Below are 18,968 nucleotides of genomic sequence, written 5' to 3' on the forward strand. Positions count from 1 at the left end.
CCATCCCGCCGCGAGGCCGCATCATGCGGCCTCGTCGCCCGTCGGCCCCGTCTGAGCGACAAGGGTAAAGCTCGCAGGGGCGGGGACGGCGGCGCGCGCACGATGGCTGGTATGGCGTTTGCGGATTCCGCCATGGGACGCGCGGGCGCGCGCGGCGATCGCATCGGCGACGCGCGCCATGGCGTCGGGATCGGCGATCTGCTCGCAGGTGATGGGAATGACCGTCGCATCTGGAAACGCCTCGCGGTCGACGGGCGCGCTGCAGGGGTCGTCGACGATCTCGAAGGCAAGGCGTTCGCGCGGCAGATACAGGGCCATAGGTTCCTCCCGTGGACGATGGCGATACGTTCGCGACGAGGTCGCCCGATCCATCGGACTTGCAGGCGCGCCGTCGTGCCGCATATCCTAGACCCGCGTTCTTTCCATCCGGTTCGGCACGCCCGACCGCACCCCGACAAGCGCAGGCAGGACGGTGCGCGCGCAAGGAAAAATCGCTCCAGACGTCCTCAGGTGCTCGCGCACATCGTCTCCATATTCAAAGGAATCAGCGGTTTGACCTCGCAAAAGGCGAGGGGTTACAGGACGGATACTTTAGTCTGATAAAGTGCTCAACATGATTGCCGGCATCGCTTTCGGGCGCCGTGGGGCAAAACGGCCCCCGTCAGAACACGAGGTTCACGAGGGCCATGTAGGAGAGGGTCCCGGCCAGAATCGCCCAGAGCATGTCGCGACGCCAGAGATATACCGCCGCAGTGGCAAGGATGCCGAGGGCTTCAGGCGCCCCGTGGGCTCCCGCCGTTACGTTGATATCTTTCAGGCAGTAGATCACAAGCAATCCGAAGACCGCCCCCGGCAGCGCGCTGCCCAGGTATCGAATGTAGGCGGGCGCTCCCTTGCGGAAGGCGGCAAAGGGCAGAAAGCGCGTGAGGACCGTCGCGGCACCCGCGATCAAGACGGTGACAACCTGCTGGACGAGCGTCATGCCTCCTCATCCTCCTTACGGGCGCCATATACCGGCTGCAGACGGGGTCGCAGCGCCGTGACGACCGCGAGGATGGCGATCATGGCGGGGATCAAGAAACCGTCCGCGCCGAACAGCGCCAGTGCCGCGGCAGACGCGACAAGGCCGGTGATCGAGCTTGCGTGGCTGGGCTCGGTCAGCCACTGATCGAGGAAGATGACGACGAACAGCGCCGTCATGGCAAAGGATATGCCCTCCACGGCCAAGGGAATCATGCTGCCGAAGATGCCGCCGAGCGTGCAGCCGACAACCCAGGATGACTGGTTGAGCAGGCTCACGAAGACCATAAACCAGCCGCGATCGACGCCTGCGGGCACATGCGCGGAGTAGTTGATGGAAAACGATTCGTCGCACATGGCGTAGATGAGGTAGGGCTTCTTCTTTCCCATGCCACGGAAGGGTTCCAGCATGGACAGACCATAGAACAGATGCCGCGCCTGCACGACGAGGATGACGACAAACGTGGTGAGCGGGTCGAATGCGCCGGGGAGCATGGAGGCGACGATGAATTCCGCCGAGCCTCCGAAGATGGCGATAGACATGAGCGTGGACATCCACCAGGGCAGTCCGAGCGAGCTCGAGTACATGCCGCAGGTGATGCCGAGGAATACGAAGCCCGCCATGATGGGAAGGGACAGCGGCGCCGCCGCGCGGAACGCGGCAGTCTTGGTGCCTCCATGCGCCATGAGCCGCCTCCTTGCAACCGGATACCTGCAGACAAGCCACAAGGATAGCGCAACACCATGTAAAGACGTCCCGGGGATCTTCTTGTGCCGGTGCGGGAGTATATAAAAACACCCCCGGGTTCTTCCCACGCCGACGCGAGAAGGGCCCGGGGGCGTTATCGCATGCGGTTGTCGACGTTACTGCTCGAAGACCGCTGCCACGCGTGCCGGAAGGCCGGTTGCCGCCTCGATATGCGGCCAGCTCACAAACGCGATGGCACCCGTCTCGGGCACCTGATCGAGGTTCGCCATGAGCTCTACCTGCAGGTGGCCGTGGTCGAGCACCCAGCGCTCGCAGGCCAGGTCGTCAGCTTCGACCGCCAGATAGGACGCGTCGGTGTCGAAGGTCTCATGGCCGTTCATGGCGATACCGCGCTCCTCGTACAGGAACCGTAGCGCGGGCATTGACCAGCCAGGGCAGTGCTCGCCGCCGTCCTCGTCGAAGTTGTTGAGCGCGTCGTTATCCGGCCAACGCAGATACCAATCGGTGCGCAGCGCCACGAACGCGCCCTCGGGGATGCGCCCGTGCTCGGCCTCCCATGCTTCGATATCCTCGACCGTGATGGCGACGTCAGGGCCCTGCGCGGCGATCTTGGGCGTGAGGTCGATCACACAAAGCGGCATGGCCATGTCGGCCACGCCATAGGCCTCGGAGCCGACGGCACCCGGGGTGAAGTGGCTGGGGAAGTCGACGTGCGTGCCGAACTGCCCTGGGAACTTGTAGGTCTGGATGCGGCAGGAGAGCATCTCCTCCTCGTAGTCAAACACCGTGCGGCACAGCTCGACCGAGCCTTTCGGGATGCCCGCCCAGTAGGGACTGTCATCGGTGAGGGGATGGGTGAGATCTACCCATATGCAGGACTTCAGCTTGGCAAGATCGGGCCACAGGCTCATAGGACATCCGCTCCTTCGCGACGGCGCGTGCACTTACCGAAGATGGTACCCGCTCGGTCGCCAAGCACGAAATCAGGTCGGATGTTTTTACACGCAGGAGAGGCGATACCGCATTTGGTCTCATTTAACGTGCGGCCTGTCTTCGCTGGATTGTTCAGACTATAGTATTATTGAACAAGAATAATACTAGGAGGGCGACGATGTGGGACCTAAACAGCACGCGTCTTAAAGAGCTGCTGACCGATCTCGACGAAGAGGCATATTTCGCGCTTGGCGCCTCGGAAGAAAAGATGCCTCTTGTGATTGCGGGTGGCAGCGCGTTTATTCTTCACGAGGTGACAAACCGACCGGTCACGCATGATGTCGACATTCTGAATGCTGACTCGCGGCTAAAAGGGATTATTCGGAATTACCCGGAGCTCAACGGTGACATTGCGGCGTTTTGCGATGCGATTCCCTATAACTATGAGAATCGCCTCGTAGCTCTCGATATCGTAACAAGGGCAATCGGATACTACGTCCCGTCGCTCGAAGACCTGGCCGTCATGAAGCTCTATGCATGGAGGCCGAACGACATTGCCGATCTTACCAACCCGTCGTTTTTGCAACAGATTGATTGGGATATGTTGGAGCACTTGGTTTTCAACGATCACGAAGCCAAGGCATCGTGCCTATCCGAGCGACGATATCTCGAGATGGTTGCGACCTATCGGCAGTATGCGCGAACGTGGCGAGCACGGAGGTGAGTGATATGAACCTTACGTTCAGGGGGTTTCTTAAGCTGTATTGTCAGGAGCTTGTTGAGCAGAAAACGGAAAACCTCAAGAAGCTTGCGCATTTCGCGCTGACCGATGCTCCACGTGTTGCTGAGCCGCTCCTTTTGCTTGCCCTCGAGCGCGGGAAGGCGGATTATCTGAGGAGCCTTGTGAGTGGTTCCTCGCTTTCGATCGAGTACGATTCGGCATGCGAGACGCTGGAAGCTGCCGGCGGGTCGCTCGAGGATGCTCTCGAAAACGGGGCGATGCCGCGGCGATATCAAAATGTGTGGCGAGCGTATCAAGCACGGAAGCGTGCCGTCGATGCCGACCGCAGGGTCAACGGGCTCATGCGACGGAAGTCCGTCGAAGCCATGGAGCGAAAGGGCATCACTTGCTACCGCGTCTGCAAAGATCTCGGCCTGAACAAAGGGAACGTATATGCGTATCTTCATGGCGGTGATGATGCAAAGGTGAGCCGAGAGACGGCGCGAAAGATCTACGAATACATCGTGGCATGACATGATGCCGAGGGCGTGAAAAACGCCTGGCCTCATGTCACGTCTGGCGGGTATAGCGACAAGTTGCTGCCAGGTACAAGCTTGTCGCTCCCATGTTGTCGCGCGCCAAGTCATAATCAATCAAAAACGGGCAATACCGCTCACCGGTGCAGACCGACCGTTTATCCAGGATGGGCGATAATGACCGAACGTGACCGATTCTGGTGCTATTCTCTCGTTGTGAACGAATTAGAATGGTTTTGGATGGTTTTGACAGATTCCGTCCAAAGGATACGACGAGAGGAGCGCAGATGCTTGCAGAAGACCGCCTTGAGAAGATCGTTGCCCTGGTCAACGAGCACGGATCGATCACCGCGACCGATCTCATGCAGCTGCTGGACGCCTCCGAGTCCACCATTCGCCGCGACCTGACACGTCTGGCGCAGCTGGGCCGTATCGTGAAGGTTCACGGCGGCGCCACGGCGGTCAACCGCACGGTCGTCTCCGCCGATCAGACCGTCTACGAGAAGTACAGCGTGCATCTGGAGGAAAAGACGGCCATCGCCCGTTTCGCCGCCGCGTTCATCGGGCCTGACGACTTTGTCTACATCGACGCCGGTTCCACGACCGAGCGTCTCGTCGACTTCATCACCGAGACGCGCGCCACCTACTTCACCAACTCCATCTCGGTTGCCCATACCCTGCTGTCCAAAGGTTGCCGGGTGCTCGTGCCCGCAGGCGAGCTCAAGCCCGTTACCGAGGCGCTGGTGGGCGAGCAGACGGTGGAGACCCTGCGGCGCTATCACTTCACCGTCGGGTTCTTCGGCGCCAACGGCGCGACGCCCGACGAGGGCTTTACCACGCCCGAGACGGGGGAGGCGCTCGTCAAGTCGACCGCACTCGCCCAGACGCTCCGCCCGTACGTGCTGTGCGATTCCAGTAAGTTCTCCATGGTCTCGCCGGTCACGTTCGCCGATTTCGACGACGCGACCGTCGTGACCGATGCGTTGCCGTCCGGCCTCGAGGAATACGCGAACATCATCGTGGTGTCTACCGCCGAGTAATCTGCCAGCGGAATCCGTCCCATGCAAAGGAGTTGCCCCATGATCTACACCGTGACGTTCAATCCCTGCCTCGACTACGTCGTGGGCGTCGACAACCTGACGCTCGGCGCGGTCAACCGCGTGTCGACCGAGGCCGTCATGGCGGGAGGCAAGGGCATCAACGTGTCCATCGTCCTGAAGAACCTGGGACACCCGAGCTGCGCGCTCGGCTTTCTTGCCGGATTCACCGGCGACGAGATCGCGCACAGGCTTCAGCTGCAGGGAGTCGACACCGACTTCATCGAGGTCAGCCACGGCATGAGTCGTATCAACGTCAAGGTCAAGTCGAACGAGGAGACCGAGATCAACGGCATCGGACCCGATATCGCCCCGTCCGACATCGAGGCGCTCTACACGAAACTCGACGCCCTGACCTCCGGTGACATCCTGGTCATTTCCGGCAGCGTGCCGACGGCTCTGCCCGGTGACATCTACGAGCGCATCATGGAGCGTCTTGAGGGCCGCGGTATCCGCATCGTCGTCGATGCCACGCGCGACCTGCTGATGAACGTGCTGGCGTTCCACCCGTTCCTCATCAAGCCCAACAACCATGAGCTGGGTGATATTTTCGATGTCGAGCTGAAGGCGCGCGAGGATGTGGTCCCATACGCCAGAAAGCTGCAGGAGCTCGGCGCGCGCAACGTGCTCGTCTCCATGGCGGGGGAGGGCGCGGTGCTCGTCGCCGAGAACGGAGACGTGATCGAGAGCCCTTCGCCTCAGGGCACCGTGGTGAACTCGGTCGGTGCGGGCGACTCGATGGTCGCAGGCTTTATCGCCGGCTATCTGGAAAGCGGTGGCAGCTACGAGCAGGCGTTCCGTATGGGCGTGTGCACGGGGTCCGCCAGCGCGTTCTCGCTGGGCTTGGCCGAGCGCGACCAGGTCGAGGAGCTGCTGACGACCATCTGCCAGTAACGCATCGCCCGTTTGCGCGACGTGTCGCGCTCGTATCAATCCATACGTTGACAATCCGTCGAATCTCGGCGGTTGGACCGGCTTATGCCGGGGAAGGGGGTTACCACCATGAAAATCACCGAGCTGTTCAGTAAAAGCGGGGTGAAGCTGGGAGTCGAGGCGGCAACGCAGGCCGAAGCCATCGACGTGCTGGTCGATCTGCACGATGCGAGCGGCAACATCAGCGACCGCGATAAGTACCGTCAGGCGGTACTCGACCGCGAGGCCCAGTTCAGCACCGCGGTGGGCGACGGCGTCGCCATCCCGCACGCGAAGACCGACGCCGTCGTGCGTCCGGGCCTCGCGGCAATCACCGTGCCCGCGGGCGTGGACTGGAATGCACCCGATGGCAAGCCGTCCGATCTGATCTTCATGATCGCTGCGCCCGAGGGTCAGGCCAACGTGCACCTCGAGGTGCTCGCCAAGCTCTCGATGCTGCTCATGCATGAGGATTTCGGAGCCGCCCTTCGTGCCGCCAAGACGGTCGACGAGTTCCTCAAGGTGATCGATGACGCCGAAGCGGCCCACGATGCCGAGCAGGCGGAGAAGGAGAGGAAGGCCGCCGAGGCCAAGGCCGCTCGCGAGGCTGCCGCAGCCGCTGCCGCGCCTGCCGCCGATTCGGCCCTGCCGCAGGTGCTCGCCATCACCGCATGCCCCACGGGCATCGCGCACACCTATATGGCCGCTGAGAACCTCGAGAAGGTCGCTGAGCAGATGGGCGTGACCATCAAGGTCGAGACCCAGGGCTCCGTCGGCACCAAGAACGCCCTTACCGCCGAGGAAATCGCCGCTTGCCGTGGCATCATCATCGCGGCCGACAAGGGCATCGAACTCAGCCGCTTCAACGGCAAGCCGCTGTACTCCACCAACGTGTCCGCCGGCATCAACGATGCCGAGCGCCTCATCAACATCATCATGAACGGCGAGGCGCCCATCTGCCACGCCGAGGGCGGAGCGTCCGCTCCGGCGGCGTCCGGTTCGACCGAGGGCATGGGCTCGACCATCTACAAGCACCTGATGAACGGCGTTTCGCACATGCTGCCGTTCGTCGTGGGCGGCGGCATCCTCAAGGCCATCGCCTTCCTGCTCGACACGCAGGGCATGGGTACGGCGGCATACGGCAGCTCCACGCCGCTGGCAGCGTTTTTCAACCTGGTCGGCGGCACGGCGTTCGACTTCATGCTGCCCATCCTTGCCGCCTACATCGCCATGTCCATCGCCGATCGCCCCGGCCTTGCCCCTGGTTTCGTGGGAGGCTGGCTCGCCAAGCAGGGCTTCACGCTCGGATATCTTGCAACGGCCATGGATGCCGAAGCGCAGGGGGCGCTCATCTCGGGCGGCTTCATCGCGGCGCTGTTCGCGGGCTTTGCGGCCGGCTATCTGACCCTCGGGTTCGAAAGGCTGTGCGACCATCTGCCCGAATCGCTTGAAGGCATCAAGCCCGTGCTGCTGTACCCGCTCGTCTGCATCTTCCTGATCGGCTTCGTGATGCTCGCGCTGAACCCGATCTTCGCTGCCATCAACTCGTGGCTGACGGGCGCTCTGAACAGCCTTGGCACCGGAAACCTCGTGCTGCTCGGCGCCGTGGTCGGCGGCATGATGTCCGTCGACATGGGCGGCCCGTTCAACAAGGCGGCGTACGTCTTCGGCACCGGCATGCTGTCCGCAGGCACCACCTCCGCGCAGATCGTCATGGCTTCCGTCATGGTCGGCGGCATGGTTCCGCCCATCGCCATCGCCCTGTCCACCACGTTCTTCAAGAATCGCTGGTCCGCGGCCGACCGCAAGGCGGGCATCGTGAACTACATCATGGGCCTGTCGTTCATCACCGAGGGCGCGATTCCCTATGCCGCCGCAGACCCCGGTCGCGTGCTGCCCTCCTGCATCATCGGCTCGGCGATCGCCGGCGCGCTCTCCGCGGGCTTTGGCTGCACGAGCCCCGCGCCCCACGGCGGCGCCTGGGTGACGCCGGTTATCGGCAATCCGCTCATGTACCTTGTGGCACTCGTGATCGGCGCCGTGGTCGCATGCCTGATCCTGTCGTTCCTCAAAAAGCCGCTCTCGGCAGAGGAGACCGGTCTGGCCAAGTAGCCGTTCCGCGCAACATCTGATTTCATCCTGAAGGGCTTCATCGCATGGATGGAGCCCTTCTTTGATGACAAGATGGTGCCAGGTACAAACTTGTCGCCAGGGCAGAACCGACAGGATGGTTGACCGACAAGATTGAACCTGGCACCAACTTGCCAGCTTGTCGCTGCTGGCCGCAGAATTGAGGCTGAAGTCTTTCGCGAATGGGTATCTGATATAGTACTTAATCAGATACATGATTCTGTATTTGGAGGACACCGTGGCAGCCATCTATTCTTCTGCGGCACTCAAGACCCGTCAGCGCGAGATCAAGGACGAAGCGATGAAGCAGGTCGTTCACATCACCGAGAACGGAAACGCTGCCTTTGTCTTCTGCTCTGAGGAGGTTTTCGAAAACGAGCTGCGTCGTGCCCGTGAGACGGCAGCCTATGAGGAGCGCATGCGTGCGGTGCTGGAGCGCGGACGCGCGGACGTCATAGCCGGCAATACCGTCGAGGGGACCGATGCCGCGCTCGCCGAGATCGCGCGAAGGGCGGCTTGTCGTGCCTAGGATGGTCTACACGGATGGCTTTCTGGACGATGCCGCCGCGATATGGTCGGATCGCGTCCAGGGTTGCCTGGGGCGCATGCTGAGTGCCATAGAGGCGTTTCCGGAGATTGGCTCGCCCGATATTCCTGCGTCGATTCGGGCGGTATATGGAATCGGTGTTCGGAAGGCTGTCGTCGAGCCATTCGACCTCATCTATGAATACCACCCCGATACCGATACCGTCATTGTGTACGGTCTTGTTCCGTTCCGTGCGGCGCCGTAGAGCTTGAATTCGGGGCGCGCGAAATCGGATTTGATTTTTACACAAGGTGGGCCGACAAGTTTGTAGCTGGCACCATCTTGTCGCCTTATCGCACGAAAAGGGCCTCCTGCGGGAGGCCCTTTGCAGACGGTTTGCGAGCGCTTGTTTACGCGAAGTAGGCGACGCCGTTCTCGAAGATCGGCATGAACTTGTCGCCCGGGACGTTGGCGTACAGGCCCTCGCCGCGGCGCTCCACATGGCCCATCTTGCCGAAGACGCGGCCGTCGGGGGAGGTGATGCCCTCGATGGCGGCGACCGAGCCGTTGGGGTTCACGTCGAGGTCCATGGACGGCACGCCGGCCGCATCCACGTACTGCGTGGCGACCTGGCCGCCGGCAACGAGCTTGGCGAGCACGTCGTCGTTGGCCACGAAGCGGCCCTCGCCGTGGGAGATGGCCACGGTGTAGGTGTCGCCCGGCGTGCAGGAGGCGAGCCACGGGGACAGGTTGGACGCCACGCGCGTGCGCACCAGGCGGCTCTGATGGCGGCCGATGGTGTTGAACGTCAGCGTGGGCGCGTCGGCGGTGGCGTCGACGATGTCGCCGTAGGGCACCAGGCCGAGCTTCACGAGCGCCTGGAAGCCGTTGCAGATGCCGAGCATGAGGCCATCGCGCTTCTGCAGCAGCTCGCGCACGGCCTCGGTGACCTCGGGTGCGCGGAAGAACGCCGTGATGAACTTGGCGGAGCCGTCGGGCTCGTCGCCGCCGGAGAAGCCGCCGGGGATCATGACGATCTGGCTGGCGCGGATGCGGCGCGCCAGCTCGCTCGTGCTCTCGGCGACGGCCTCGGGTGTGAGGTTGTTGATCACGAAGGTGTCGGCCACCGCACCCGCGGCCGTGAAGGCGCGGGCGGTGTCGTACTCGCAGTTGTTGCCCGGGAACACGGGGATGATCACGCGCGGGCGCGCGAACTTCTCGCCGGCGTACACGTGCGGGGCCTCGCACGCGAAGGTGACCGGCTCCACAGCGGGGAGCTTGGCGGCCTCGGCGGCAGGCGTGCGGTAGGGGAAGACGCCCTCCAGCGCGCCCTCCCAGGCCTCCTGCAGCTCGTCGAGATCGATGGCGCCCTCGGCAGAATCGAGCACGTAGGCCTCCACGGTGGTGCCGAGCGGTTCGATGACAAGGCCCTCAGGCGCGTCGGCGAGCACGCCGTCGGCGTCATCGGTCAGCTCCACGATGAAGCTGCCGTACATGGGCTCGAACAGGCTGTCGACATCGACGTCCTCGGCGAGCTCCAGACCGATGCGGTTGCCCAGGCACATCTTGAACAGGGCCTCGGCGGTGCCACCGTAGCCGGGCGTGGAGATGGCGGGCGCCACGCCGGCGGCAGCGAGCTTCTCCACGAGCGCGAACGCGTCGAGCAGCTGGGCGGCGTCGGGGCGCCAGTCCTCGCCGTAGACGGACGGGGCGATGCGCACGACGCGGTGCGTGATGCCCTTGAACTCGGGCGATACGGCGCCGGCGGCACGGCCCACGGCGACGGCGAAGGAGACGAGGGTGGGCGGCACGTCCAGGTCCTCGAAGGAGCCGGACATGGAGTCCTTGCCGCCGATGGCGCCGACGCCGAGGTCGACCTGGGCCATCAGCGCGCCCAGCACGGCGGCGACGGGCTTGCCCCAGCGCTCGGGCTCTTGGCGCAGGCGCTCGAAGTACTCCTGGAAGGTGAGGTAGGCGCTCTCATGCGCGAAGCCTGCCGCCACGAGCTTGGCCACGGACTCCACGACGGACAGGTAGGCGCCTGCGAACTGGTCAGCCTCCATGAGGAACGGGTTGAAGCCCCATGCCATCGCGGAGGCCGTCGTGGTCTCGCCGTCCACGGGGAACTTGGCGACCATGGCCTGGGCGGGCGTGAGCTGCGTGGCGCCTCCGAAGGGCATGAGCACGGTCGCCGCGCCGATGGTGGAGTCGAAGCGCTCGGCCAGGCCCTTGTTGGAGCACACGTTCAGATCGGTGACGAGGGAGCGCATGCGCTCGGCCAGCGTGGAACCGCCCCATGCGGGCTGCCACACGGAACGGGCCTCCACGTGCGCCGCCTGGTGCTTGGGCGCGCCGTTGGACGCGAGGAACTCGCGGGTGAGGTCGACGATGGCCACGCCCTGCCATGCCATGCGGACGCGCGGCTCGCAGGTGACCTCGGCGATGACGGTCGCCTCGAGGTTCTCCTCGGCGGCATAGCCCATGAACTCGTCGACGTCGTCCTCGGCCACGGCCACGGCCATGCGCTCCTGGGACTCGGAGATGGCGAGCTCGGTGCCGTCGAGACCCTCGTACTTCTTGGTCACCTGGTCAAGATCGATGTACAGGCCGTCGGCGAGCTCGCCCACGGCGACGGAGACGCCGCCCGCGCCGAAGTCGTTGCAGCGCTTGATGAGGCGGCAGGCATCGCCGCGACGGAACAGGCGCTGCAGCTTGCGCTCCATGGGGGCGTTGCCCTTCTGGACCTCGGCGCCGTCCTTCTCGATGGATTCGACGTTGTGCGCCTTGGACGAACCGGTGGCGCCGCCGATGCCGTCACGGCCGGTGCGGCCGCCGAGCAGAATGATCTTGTCGCCGGGAGCGGGGCACTCGCGGCGCACGTGGTCGGCCGGCGTGGCGCCCACGACGGCGCCGATTTCCATGCGCTTGGCCACGTAACCGGGGTGGTAGAGCTCGGAGACCTGGCCGGTGGCAAGGCCGATCTGGTTGCCGTAGCTGGAATAGCCGGCTGCGGCGGTGGTCACGAGCTTGCGCTGCGGCAGCTTGCCGGCAAGCGTCTCGGACACCGGCACGGTCGGGTCGGCGGCACCCGTGACGCGCATCGCCTGGTAGACGTAGCTGCGGCCCGAGAGCGGGTCGCGGATGGCGCCGCCGATGCAGGTCGCCGCGCCGCCGAAGGGCTCGATCTCGGTCGGGTGGTTGTGGGTCTCGTTCTTGAAGAGGAACAGCCAGTCCTGGTCCTCGCCGTCGACATCGACGGTCACGCGCACGGTGCAGGCGTTGATCTCCTCGGACTCGTCGAGGTTCTTCAGCTGGCCGGTCTTCTTGAGGTACTTGGCGCCGATGGTGCCCATGTCCATGAGGCAGACGGGCTTCTCGTCGCGGCCGAGCTCGTGACGGATCTCCATGTAGCGGTCGAAAGCGGCCTGGACGACCTCGTCGTCGATCGTGACGTCGTCGAGCACGGTGCCGAAGGTGGTGTGGCGGCAGTGGTCGGACCAGTAGGTGTCGATCACGCGGATCTCGGTGATGGTCGGGTCGCGGCCCTCGTCGAGGAAGTACTGCTGGCAAAACGCGATGTCCGCCTCGTCCATGGCAAGGCCCAGGTCGGCGATCATGGCGGCAAGGCCCGCCCCGTCGAGCTCGCGGAAGCCGGTCAGGATCGCGACGGGCTCGGGCTCGGGGATGTCGGCGGCGAGGGTCTCGGGCTTGTCGAGGCTGGCGATGCGCGCCTCGACCGGGTTCACCACGTAGTTCTTGATGGCTTCCACATCCGCATCGCTCAGGTCGCCGGTGAGGATGTACACCTTCGCCGAGCGCACGACGGGACGCTCACCGCAGGAGATGAGCTGGATGCACTCGCTCGCGGAGTCGGCGCGCTGGTCGAACTGGCCGGGCAGGAACTCGACGGCGAACACGGCGGCGCCGGGCACGTCGGGCAGCTCGTCATAGGTGAGGTCGACCTGCGGCTCGGAGAACACGACGGGCCGGCAGCGGTCGAAGAGCTCCTGGTCGGCGCCCTCGACGTCGTAGCGGTTGAGAAGGCGCAGGCCCTCGAGGCCGGAGATGCCAAGGATACCGGTCAGCTCGCTTTTGAGCTGGGACGCCTCGACGTCAAATCCGGGCTTCTTCTCCACGTAGATGCGTAAGACCATGGGTTCCTGCCTTCCTGTGCAGACGCGGTCACAAGGGTTTCGCGGGCAGCGGTCGTGCGCCTTCAGCCCGCGGTGCTAACCCCACCATGATACGACAGCTGCGTACGAATTTCTGCCTGCGACCGCGAGGGTACGAAGTCGACATCGGACTGCGGACAATCGCGGGCGACGCTTACGTGCCACCGGGTACACTAGGAGCATCTGCGCGCGACGAAAGGACCAGCATGCGTATCGAGACCATCGAGCTGCCGGAATCGGGCTACGGCGACAAGACCCCTGCGCTCACGGCGTATCTGCAGGACAACATTCCCGCGCAGGCCGGCCGCCTGCGCCCCGCCGCGATCGTCTGCCCGGGAGGCGGGTATCACATGTGTTCGCCGCGCGAAGGGGAGCCTGTCGCCCTCGAGCTCGCGTCCCGCGGCTTTCAGGTCTTCACGCTCGATTACACCGTGCTCGACGAGTCCGATGCCGCGTCGGGCCGTACGCTGATGCCGTATCCGCTGTACGACCTGGCGCACGCCGTGGCGCTCGTGCGCGACCGGGCGGAAGCGTGGTCGGTGGACGAGGATCGTATCGTCTTGTTCGGGTTCTCGGCGGGCGGGCACCTCTGCGCGGCGTACTCCTCGCTATCGCGCCGCCGGTCCTTTGCGTGGGACCTCGGCCTTTCGTGCCGCGATCTGTCCGTGTCCGCTCAGGTGCTCGGCTACCCCGTCATCGATTTCTCCTGCGGTTGGCCGGGCGACGACGTCTACGAGCGCGCCCTGTGCGAGCCGGGCGAGCTGACGGCGGTGCAGGGGATGGTGGACGACGATACGCCGCGGACGTTCATCTGGCATACGGCCGAAGACGGGTTCGTTCCGGTTATCAACACCCTTCGCTATGCGGAAGCGCTCGCAGGGGCTGGCGTCGACTTCGATTGCCATATCTTCCATCGGGGCAAACACGGTCTCTCGCTTGCCACCGACCAGACCGGCGTCGACGACGAGCACCGCGACGAGCATGTCGCCCACTGGCTCGATCTGGCGATCGAGTGGCTGTCCCGTGCCTGACGTGACGAGGACAGCGACAAGATGGTGCCAGGTACAATCTTGTCGCTGGCGAGCGGGGAGGCGAGACACGTGTACCAGCTGACCGATGAGGAATTCGACCGTGTGGTGGAGGACGCGCTCGCGGCGTTTCCCGACCGGTTCATCGAGGCGTTTGAGAACGTGGCGATCGTCGTCGCAGACGAGCCGACCCCGCACCAGCTTCGCTCGATCGGTCGGACCGAGGCGGAGTCAAGGGGCTCGGAGCTTCTCGGCCTCTACGAGGGGGTGCCTTTGACCGAGCGCGGGTTCGGGTACGGCGATGGGGAAGTGCCCGACGTCATCTCGATCTTCAAGGGACCCCACGAGCGGTGCTTCGCGACGCGCGAGGGGCTTGTCGAGCAGATACGCAAGACCGTGGTGCACGAGGTGGGGCACTATTTCGGCAACGACGAGGAGACCCTGCGCGCCATGGGGTACTGATGCATGCCGCCCGCGCGGGAGCCGAGGTCGGCGCTGCGCGCGTCAGCTCTCGGCGTCACGGGGCGCCGCCCAGGGCTGGATGATGCCCGCGGGGAAGGCGGCAAACGCGATGCCGATCGCCGTGGCGCCCTCGCTTTCATGAAGGCAGACCTGGTGCAGGCCGTAGACCGCCAGCACGCAGGCGAGCGCCGTCTCGACGAAGATCCATACGCCCGCAACGAGCACGTTGGGTGACAGGAAGGGATGCCGGGAGGGCAGCTTTCCGAGCTCGCGGTAGACGTGCATCATGAACGCGGTCCTGAGGCCGGCCGACAGGCAGGCTGCGCCGAACGTCACCAAGGTGAACGGTGTTCCCGAGACATAGGCGAACGCGGCGGCGGCAGCGACCAGCGCATAGACGACGGTGAGTATCCAGACCATGGTGCTCCCTGGGCACGCCGACGCGGGCGCCGGCGGTAACGAGGCGGGTAGATCAGCGACTTATTCTACGCGCGCCGCGCCGCGGGGGAACTGTTCTGCGTACCAGCCCTCAGGTCCGCCGGCGCCAAAAAGAGAGCGCCGATGAACGACGCCCTCCTTGTGTTCTCTATGCCGAGTGCCCTTGTCTACTCGTTTGCCTCGGCGCCTTCAGCCCATGCGTCGACATCCTCGATGCGGATGATGCTCGCCACCGACGCCACGGCGTCGAGCGCTTCGAGCTCGGCACGGGCGGCGGCCATGTCGCGCTCGGAGGCCGTGTGGGTGAGCAGTACCACGGAGCAGCGGGATCCGTCGCCGTCCTGAAGCTGGTTGATCTGCGAGATCGAGATGTTGTGCCGCGCGAAGACGTCCATGATCGGCAGGAGCGTGCCCACGCGGTCGACGACGACCAGGCGGATGTAGTAGCGCGTGGCGAGCTCGTCGATGGAACGCAGCGGCAGCACGCGTCCGAAGGGCTCGATCTCGGCCTTGGGGCCGGGCGTATGGCTGATGGCGTCGGCGAGCTCGAGCACATCGCCCACCACGGCGCTCGCGGTGGGGAAGGAGCCCGCGCCGGCACCGTAGAACATGGTCTCGCCCACGGCGTCGCCCACCACGTAGACGGCGTTCATGGCGCCGTTCACGCCGGCGAGCATGTGGCTGGACGGAATCATCGTGGGATGCACGCGCACGTCCACGCCGTCGGCCGTGTTGCGCGCGATGCCGAGCAGCTTGACCGTGTAGCCGAGGCTGGCGGCCTGCTCGATGTCGGCTGCGGATACGTTGCGGATGCCCTCCTGGAACACGTCATCGGTGGTGACGCGCGTGTGGAAGGCGATGGACGAGAGGATGGCCACCTTGCTCGCCGCGTCGAAGCCGTCCACGTCGGCGGTGGGGTCCGCCTCGGCGTAGCCCAGGCGCTGCGCGTCGGCGAGCACCTCGGCGAAGTCGAGGCCCTCGCTGGCCATGCGGGACAGGATGTAGTTGGTGGTGCCGTTCAGGATGCCGGCGACGGTGAGGATCTCATTGCCCACCAGCGCGTGCTCGAGCGCGTTGACGATGGGGATACCGCCGCCCGCCGCCGCTTCGCAGCGGATCTGGACGTGGTGTTCGGAGGCGAGGCGGCCCAAGCGCTCCACGTGCCGGCCGAGCAGGGCCTTGTTGGCCGACACCACGTGCTTGCCGCTCGTGAGCGCCGCCTCGAAGATCTCGGTGGCGGGATGCTCGCCGCCGATGAGCTCGATGACGATGTCGATATCGGGGTCGGCGACCACGTCATGCCAGTCAGGGGTGAAGGCCTCGTCGGGCAGCCCCAGCTCGCGCGCACGCTCGGGTTCGAGGGCGCAGGCGCGCTTGATGCGCAGGTCGATGCCGTAGGCGGACAGGTACTCCTCGCGATGGCGGCCGATGACGCGCGCAACGCCTCCGCCCACGGTTCCCAAGCCGATGAGGCCGACGTTCACGGTGCGTGCTGAGCTGGTCATAGGGTGCTCCTCTCGAGTCGTGTGCCGCGTGTCCGTCGCCGGCACGCGGGCAGCGTGCGCGGGTCGCACGGATGGACCGTCCTGGGGTGCCGGTCGATGCATAAGACAGCGGGGCCATCCCGCTGTATGCCAGCATGCATGGTATCCCGCCTGACCTGCGCGGGGCGTCGTTGTGCGTAACAGAGATGTAACACGTTCGTCGAGGAGACGATGCATAAACAAAACTGCAGGTCGACTTTAGTAAGCATGAGTGCCGACCTGCGGAAGAGCCGTCTTACGCCAATTGCCACCTTACCTTTTTTCCATAAAACGGTTAAGGTAAAACGACCCACCTGCTACGGATCCGCGGGGGAAGCGCGCATATCCGTACGGTGGTCATTCCATATATCGCCAGCGAATACGCCTGGCCGCACGTGAGAGGAGAGCCGCATGTCGAGCCTCACCGGTAAATTCAATCCTGTCGTCAGCCGCAGGAGCGTTGTTGCAGGTCTAGCGGGTCTGGGGGCGGCAGGCATCATCGCCGGTTGCTCCAACGGCGACGACGCTGCATCCGAGGGCAGCTCCTCTGCGGGCTCCGCGTCCGGCGCCACCATCAAGATCGGTGGCATCGGCCCCACCACCGGCGCCGCTGCCATCTACGGCAACGCCGTCATGAACGGCGCCCAGATCGCCGTCGACGAGATCAACGCCGAGGGTGGCGACATCCAGTTCGAGCTCAACTTCCAGGACGACGAGAACGACGCCGAGAAGTCGGTCAACGCCTACAACAACCTCAAGGACTGGGGTATGCAGATCCTCGTGGGCACCGTCACCACCACGCCGTGCGTCGCCGTGTCCGCTGAGACCAACGCCGACAACATGTTCCAGATCACCCCGTCCGGCTCGTCGACCGACGTCATCGGCGGCCAGCCCGACGCCGAGGGCAACATCTCCACGCCGCGCAAGGAGAACGTCTTCCAGATGTGCTTCACCGACCCCAACCAGGGCGCGGCTTCCGCGCAGTACATCTCCGAGCAGGGTCTGGCCACCAAGATCGCCGTTATCTACAACAACGCCGACACCTACTCCACCGGCATCTACCAGAGCTTCATGAGCGAGGCGAACACCCTCGGCCTCGAGGTCGTCTCCGAGACCACCTTCACCGACGACTCCGCCACCGACTTCTCCGTCCAGCTCAATGACGCCAAGAACGCCGGCGCCGACCTGGTCTTCCTGCCGATCTACTACACCCCGATCTCGCTGATCCTCACCCAGGCCGACCAGATGGGCTATGCGCCCAAGTGGTTCGGCGTCGACGGCATGGACGGCCTGCTCACGGTCGAGGGCTTCGACACCTCGCTCGCCGAGGGCTGCATGCTGCTGACCCCGTTCGTCGCCACCGCCGAGGACGAGGCCACGCAGGCCTTCGTCGAGACCTACAAGAGCGACGAGTACGGCAAGGGCGAGACCCCCAACCAGTTCGCCGCCGACGCCTACGACTGCGTCTATGCGCTCAGGCAGGCTATCGAGACCGCCGGCATCACCGCCGACATGGACGCCTCGTCCATCTGCGACGCGCTCGTCGAGACCTTCACCTCCGCGGACTTCTCCTTCACCGGTCTGACCACCGCTGGCGAGGCGGCCACCTGGTCGGATACCGGCGAGATCTCCAAGCAACCCATGGGCATGGTCATCCAGGACGGCGTGTACATGCCGCTCGACGCGTAAGGGCTCAAAGGCTGCAGCGTGTAAAAATACCCCAGGGGTTTATTTACACGCCGTGGTTCTCAAGCTGGATACGTGATTCGTGCCGTGTAAATAAACCCCTGGGGTATTTTTACACGCACACGCGGAGGCCGCCTCGCGCAAGGCGGTCTCCGCTTTCGGTTTGTTGATAGAAGAAAGGAGGGGCCATGGAGATCCTCGCGAACATCATCAACGGCGCGAGCCTGGGCAGCGTGTACGCCATCATCGCCCTCGGCTACACCATGGTGTACGGCATCGCCAAGATGCTCAACTTCGCCCACGGCGACGTGATCATGGTCGGTGCGTACGTGTGCTTCTGCGCCGTGAGCTACCTGGGGCTTCCCGCGCTCGCGGGCGTGTTGCTCTCGGTCGTGGCCTGCACGGTTCTGGGTATCGTGGTGGAGCGCTTGGCCTACAAGCCCCTGCGCAACGCCCCGTCGCTGAACGTTCTCATCACCGCCATCGGCGTCAGCTACTTCCTGCAGAACGCCGCGCTGCTCATCATGGGCTCCGACCCCAAGTCGTTCTCGTCCATCATCAGCCTGCCGGCGCTGCAGCTGTTCGACGGCAAGCTGACCATCAGCGCCACGGCGGTCATCACCATCTTGGCCTGCGTCGTCATCATGGTGGCGCTCACCATGTTCACGGGTAAGACCAAGATGGGCAAGGCCATGCGCGCCTGCTCCGAGGACCGTGACGCCGCGCAGCTCATGGGTATCAACGTCAATTCGACGATCTCCATGGTGTTTGCGATCGGGTCCGGCCTTGCGGCTATCGCCGGCGTGCTCATGTGCTCCGCGTACCCCACCCTCATGCCCACGACCGGCTCCATGCCCGGCATCAAGGCGTTCACCGCTGCGGTGCTCGGCGGCATCGGCTCCATCCCCGGCGCTGCGCTCGGCGGCATCCTGCTGGGCATCATCGAGATCCTGGCGCGCGCCTACATCTCCACGCAGCTCGCTGACGCCGTGGTGTTCGCCGTGCTGATCGTCATGCTCCTCATCCGTCCGGCCGGCCTGCTGGGCAAGCCCGTGAACGAGAAGGTGTAGGTGAG

General features: G+C 64.5%; 18 protein-coding genes. 11 read left to right on the forward strand and 7 right to left on the reverse strand.

What is annotated here, in order from left to right; all coding sequences use genetic code 11:
- Window positions 1-21: 21 nt before the first annotated feature.
- The 4 genes from QUW00_RS05135 to QUW00_RS05150 form a co-directional block, all read right to left on the reverse strand.
- The gene (locus QUW00_RS05135; protein ID WP_289613315.1) at window positions 22-318 is read right to left on the reverse strand and encodes a hypothetical protein; all 297 of its coding nucleotides are present in this window, start codon (window positions 316-318) and stop codon (window positions 22-24) included.
- A 343-nt stretch (window positions 319-661) separates the two neighbouring features.
- Window positions 662-982 (reverse strand): branched-chain amino acid transporter permease, encoded by a 321-nt coding sequence (locus tag QUW00_RS05140; RefSeq protein ID WP_289613316.1) that lies wholly within the window; start codon window positions 980-982, stop codon window positions 662-664.
- Complete coding sequence (locus tag QUW00_RS05145) at window positions 979-1,707, reverse strand: AzlC family ABC transporter permease (RefSeq protein WP_289613317.1); 729 nt, start codon at window positions 1,705-1,707, stop codon at window positions 979-981. Before QUW00_RS05145 ends, QUW00_RS05140 begins: the two co-directional genes overlap by 4 nt.
- Before the next feature lie 177 nt (window positions 1,708-1,884).
- Window positions 1,885-2,640, reverse strand: coding sequence for a cyclase family protein (locus QUW00_RS05150; protein ID WP_289613318.1), 756 nt, complete (start codon window positions 2,638-2,640; stop codon window positions 1,885-1,887).
- A 200-nt stretch (window positions 2,641-2,840) separates the two neighbouring features.
- On the opposite strand from QUW00_RS05150, the gene QUW00_RS05155 reads away from it, so the two are divergent.
- From QUW00_RS05155 to QUW00_RS05185, 7 genes are all read left to right on the forward strand, one after another.
- Entirely contained in the window at window positions 2,841-3,386 is a 546-nt protein-coding gene (locus QUW00_RS05155) for a DUF6036 family nucleotidyltransferase (RefSeq protein WP_289613319.1), read from the forward strand.
- A gap of 5 nt (window positions 3,387-3,391) precedes the next feature.
- The gene (locus QUW00_RS05160; RefSeq protein WP_289613320.1) at window positions 3,392-3,916 is read left to right on the forward strand and encodes a hypothetical protein; all 525 of its coding nucleotides are present in this window, start codon (window positions 3,392-3,394) and stop codon (window positions 3,914-3,916) included.
- 290 nt (window positions 3,917-4,206) lie between these two features.
- Window positions 4,207-4,959: a DeoR/GlpR family DNA-binding transcription regulator gene (locus tag QUW00_RS05165; RefSeq protein ID WP_289613321.1), complete on the forward strand. Its 753-nt coding sequence runs from the start codon at window positions 4,207-4,209 to the stop codon at window positions 4,957-4,959.
- 39 nt (window positions 4,960-4,998) lie between these two features.
- Window positions 4,999-5,910 carry a 1-phosphofructokinase gene (pfkB, locus tag QUW00_RS05170; protein WP_289613322.1) on the forward strand — a complete coding sequence of 304 codons (912 nt, stop codon included), beginning with the start codon at window positions 4,999-5,001 and terminating at the stop codon, window positions 5,908-5,910.
- A 108-nt stretch (window positions 5,911-6,018) separates the two neighbouring features.
- Window positions 6,019-8,040 (forward strand): PTS fructose transporter subunit IIABC, encoded by a 2,022-nt coding sequence (locus tag QUW00_RS05175; protein WP_289613323.1) that lies wholly within the window; start codon window positions 6,019-6,021, stop codon window positions 8,038-8,040.
- Between the two features lie 256 nt (window positions 8,041-8,296).
- Window positions 8,297-8,587, forward strand: a complete 291-nt coding sequence (locus QUW00_RS05180) for a hypothetical protein (RefSeq protein ID WP_289613324.1) — start codon at window positions 8,297-8,299, stop codon at window positions 8,585-8,587.
- 1 nt (window position 8,588) lies between these two features.
- Window positions 8,589-8,849: a hypothetical protein gene (locus QUW00_RS05185; RefSeq protein ID WP_289613325.1), complete on the forward strand. Its 261-nt coding sequence runs from the start codon at window positions 8,589-8,591 to the stop codon at window positions 8,847-8,849.
- A gap of 145 nt (window positions 8,850-8,994) precedes the next feature.
- On the opposite strand, the gene QUW00_RS05190 is transcribed toward QUW00_RS05185, so the two are convergent.
- On the reverse strand, window positions 8,995-12,738 hold the full coding sequence (locus tag QUW00_RS05190; protein WP_289613326.1) for a phosphoribosylformylglycinamidine synthase: 3,744 nt from the start codon (window positions 12,736-12,738) through the stop codon (window positions 8,995-8,997).
- 224 nt (window positions 12,739-12,962) lie between these two features.
- Between QUW00_RS05190 and QUW00_RS05195 the strand changes: the two genes are divergently transcribed.
- Complete coding sequence (locus QUW00_RS05195; RefSeq protein WP_289613327.1) at window positions 12,963-13,787, forward strand: alpha/beta hydrolase; 825 nt, start codon at window positions 12,963-12,965, stop codon at window positions 13,785-13,787.
- Window positions 13,788-13,808: 21 nt separating this feature from the next.
- Window positions 13,809-14,246: a metallopeptidase family protein gene (locus QUW00_RS05200; protein ID WP_289613328.1), complete on the forward strand. Its 438-nt coding sequence runs from the start codon at window positions 13,809-13,811 to the stop codon at window positions 14,244-14,246.
- Between the two features lie 42 nt (window positions 14,247-14,288).
- On the opposite strand, the gene QUW00_RS05205 is transcribed toward QUW00_RS05200, so the two are convergent.
- Together QUW00_RS05205 and QUW00_RS05210 are read right to left on the reverse strand one after the other, a co-directional pair.
- Window positions 14,289-14,666 (reverse strand): hypothetical protein, encoded by a 378-nt coding sequence (locus QUW00_RS05205; RefSeq protein ID WP_289613329.1) that lies wholly within the window; start codon window positions 14,664-14,666, stop codon window positions 14,289-14,291.
- A gap of 185 nt (window positions 14,667-14,851) precedes the next feature.
- The gene (locus QUW00_RS05210; RefSeq protein WP_289613330.1) at window positions 14,852-16,189 is read right to left on the reverse strand and encodes a homoserine dehydrogenase; all 1,338 of its coding nucleotides are present in this window, start codon (window positions 16,187-16,189) and stop codon (window positions 14,852-14,854) included.
- 429 nt (window positions 16,190-16,618) lie between these two features.
- Between QUW00_RS05210 and QUW00_RS05215 the strand changes: the two genes are divergently transcribed.
- A complete protein-coding gene (locus tag QUW00_RS05215; protein WP_289613331.1) occupies window positions 16,619-17,896 on the forward strand; it encodes an ABC transporter substrate-binding protein in 1,278 nt (425 codons plus the stop codon).
- Between the two features lie 185 nt (window positions 17,897-18,081).
- On the forward strand, window positions 18,082-18,963 hold the full coding sequence (locus QUW00_RS05220; RefSeq protein ID WP_289613332.1) for a branched-chain amino acid ABC transporter permease: 882 nt from the start codon (window positions 18,082-18,084) through the stop codon (window positions 18,961-18,963).
- Window positions 18,964-18,968 lie beyond the last annotated feature (5 nt).

The organism is Collinsella tanakaei, from assembly GCF_030373545.1.
Classification (GTDB): Bacteria; Actinomycetota; Coriobacteriia; order Coriobacteriales; family Coriobacteriaceae; genus Collinsella; species Collinsella tanakaei_C.

Excerpts from the sequence above, each read along its gene's own strand:
- QUW00_RS05135 (WP_289613315.1), bottom strand. The coding sequence starts at position 318 with ATGGCCCTGTATCTGCCGCGCGAACGCCTTGCCTTCGAGATCGTCGAC.
- QUW00_RS05140 (WP_289613316.1), bottom strand. The coding sequence starts at position 982 with ATGACGCTCGTCCAGCAGGTTGTCACCGTCTTGATCGCGGGTGCCGCG.
- QUW00_RS05145 (WP_289613317.1), bottom strand. The coding sequence starts at position 1,707 with ATGGCGCATGGAGGCACCAAGACTGCCGCGTTCCGCGCGGCGGCGCCG.
- QUW00_RS05150 (WP_289613318.1), bottom strand. The coding sequence starts at position 2,640 with ATGAGCCTGTGGCCCGATCTTGCCAAGCTGAAGTCCTGCATATGGGTA.
- QUW00_RS05155 (WP_289613319.1), top strand. The coding sequence starts at position 2,841 with ATGTGGGACCTAAACAGCACGCGTCTTAAAGAGCTGCTGACCGATCTC.
- QUW00_RS05160 (WP_289613320.1), top strand. The coding sequence starts at position 3,392 with ATGAACCTTACGTTCAGGGGGTTTCTTAAGCTGTATTGTCAGGAGCTT.
- QUW00_RS05165 (WP_289613321.1), top strand. The coding sequence starts at position 4,207 with ATGCTTGCAGAAGACCGCCTTGAGAAGATCGTTGCCCTGGTCAACGAG.
- pfkB (WP_289613322.1), top strand. The coding sequence starts at position 4,999 with ATGATCTACACCGTGACGTTCAATCCCTGCCTCGACTACGTCGTGGGC.
- QUW00_RS05175 (WP_289613323.1), top strand. The coding sequence starts at position 6,019 with ATGAAAATCACCGAGCTGTTCAGTAAAAGCGGGGTGAAGCTGGGAGTC.
- QUW00_RS05185 (WP_289613325.1), top strand. The coding sequence starts at position 8,589 with ATGGTCTACACGGATGGCTTTCTGGACGATGCCGCCGCGATATGGTCG.
- QUW00_RS05190 (WP_289613326.1), bottom strand. The coding sequence starts at position 12,738 with ATGGTCTTACGCATCTACGTGGAGAAGAAGCCCGGATTTGACGTCGAG.
- QUW00_RS05195 (WP_289613327.1), top strand. The coding sequence starts at position 12,963 with ATGCGTATCGAGACCATCGAGCTGCCGGAATCGGGCTACGGCGACAAG.
- QUW00_RS05200 (WP_289613328.1), top strand. The coding sequence starts at position 13,809 with ATGGTGCCAGGTACAATCTTGTCGCTGGCGAGCGGGGAGGCGAGACAC.
- QUW00_RS05205 (WP_289613329.1), bottom strand. The coding sequence starts at position 14,666 with ATGGTCTGGATACTCACCGTCGTCTATGCGCTGGTCGCTGCCGCCGCC.
- QUW00_RS05210 (WP_289613330.1), bottom strand. The coding sequence starts at position 16,189 with ATGACCAGCTCAGCACGCACCGTGAACGTCGGCCTCATCGGCTTGGGA.
- QUW00_RS05215 (WP_289613331.1), top strand. The coding sequence starts at position 16,619 with ATGTCGAGCCTCACCGGTAAATTCAATCCTGTCGTCAGCCGCAGGAGC.
- QUW00_RS05220 (WP_289613332.1), top strand. The coding sequence starts at position 18,082 with ATGGAGATCCTCGCGAACATCATCAACGGCGCGAGCCTGGGCAGCGTG.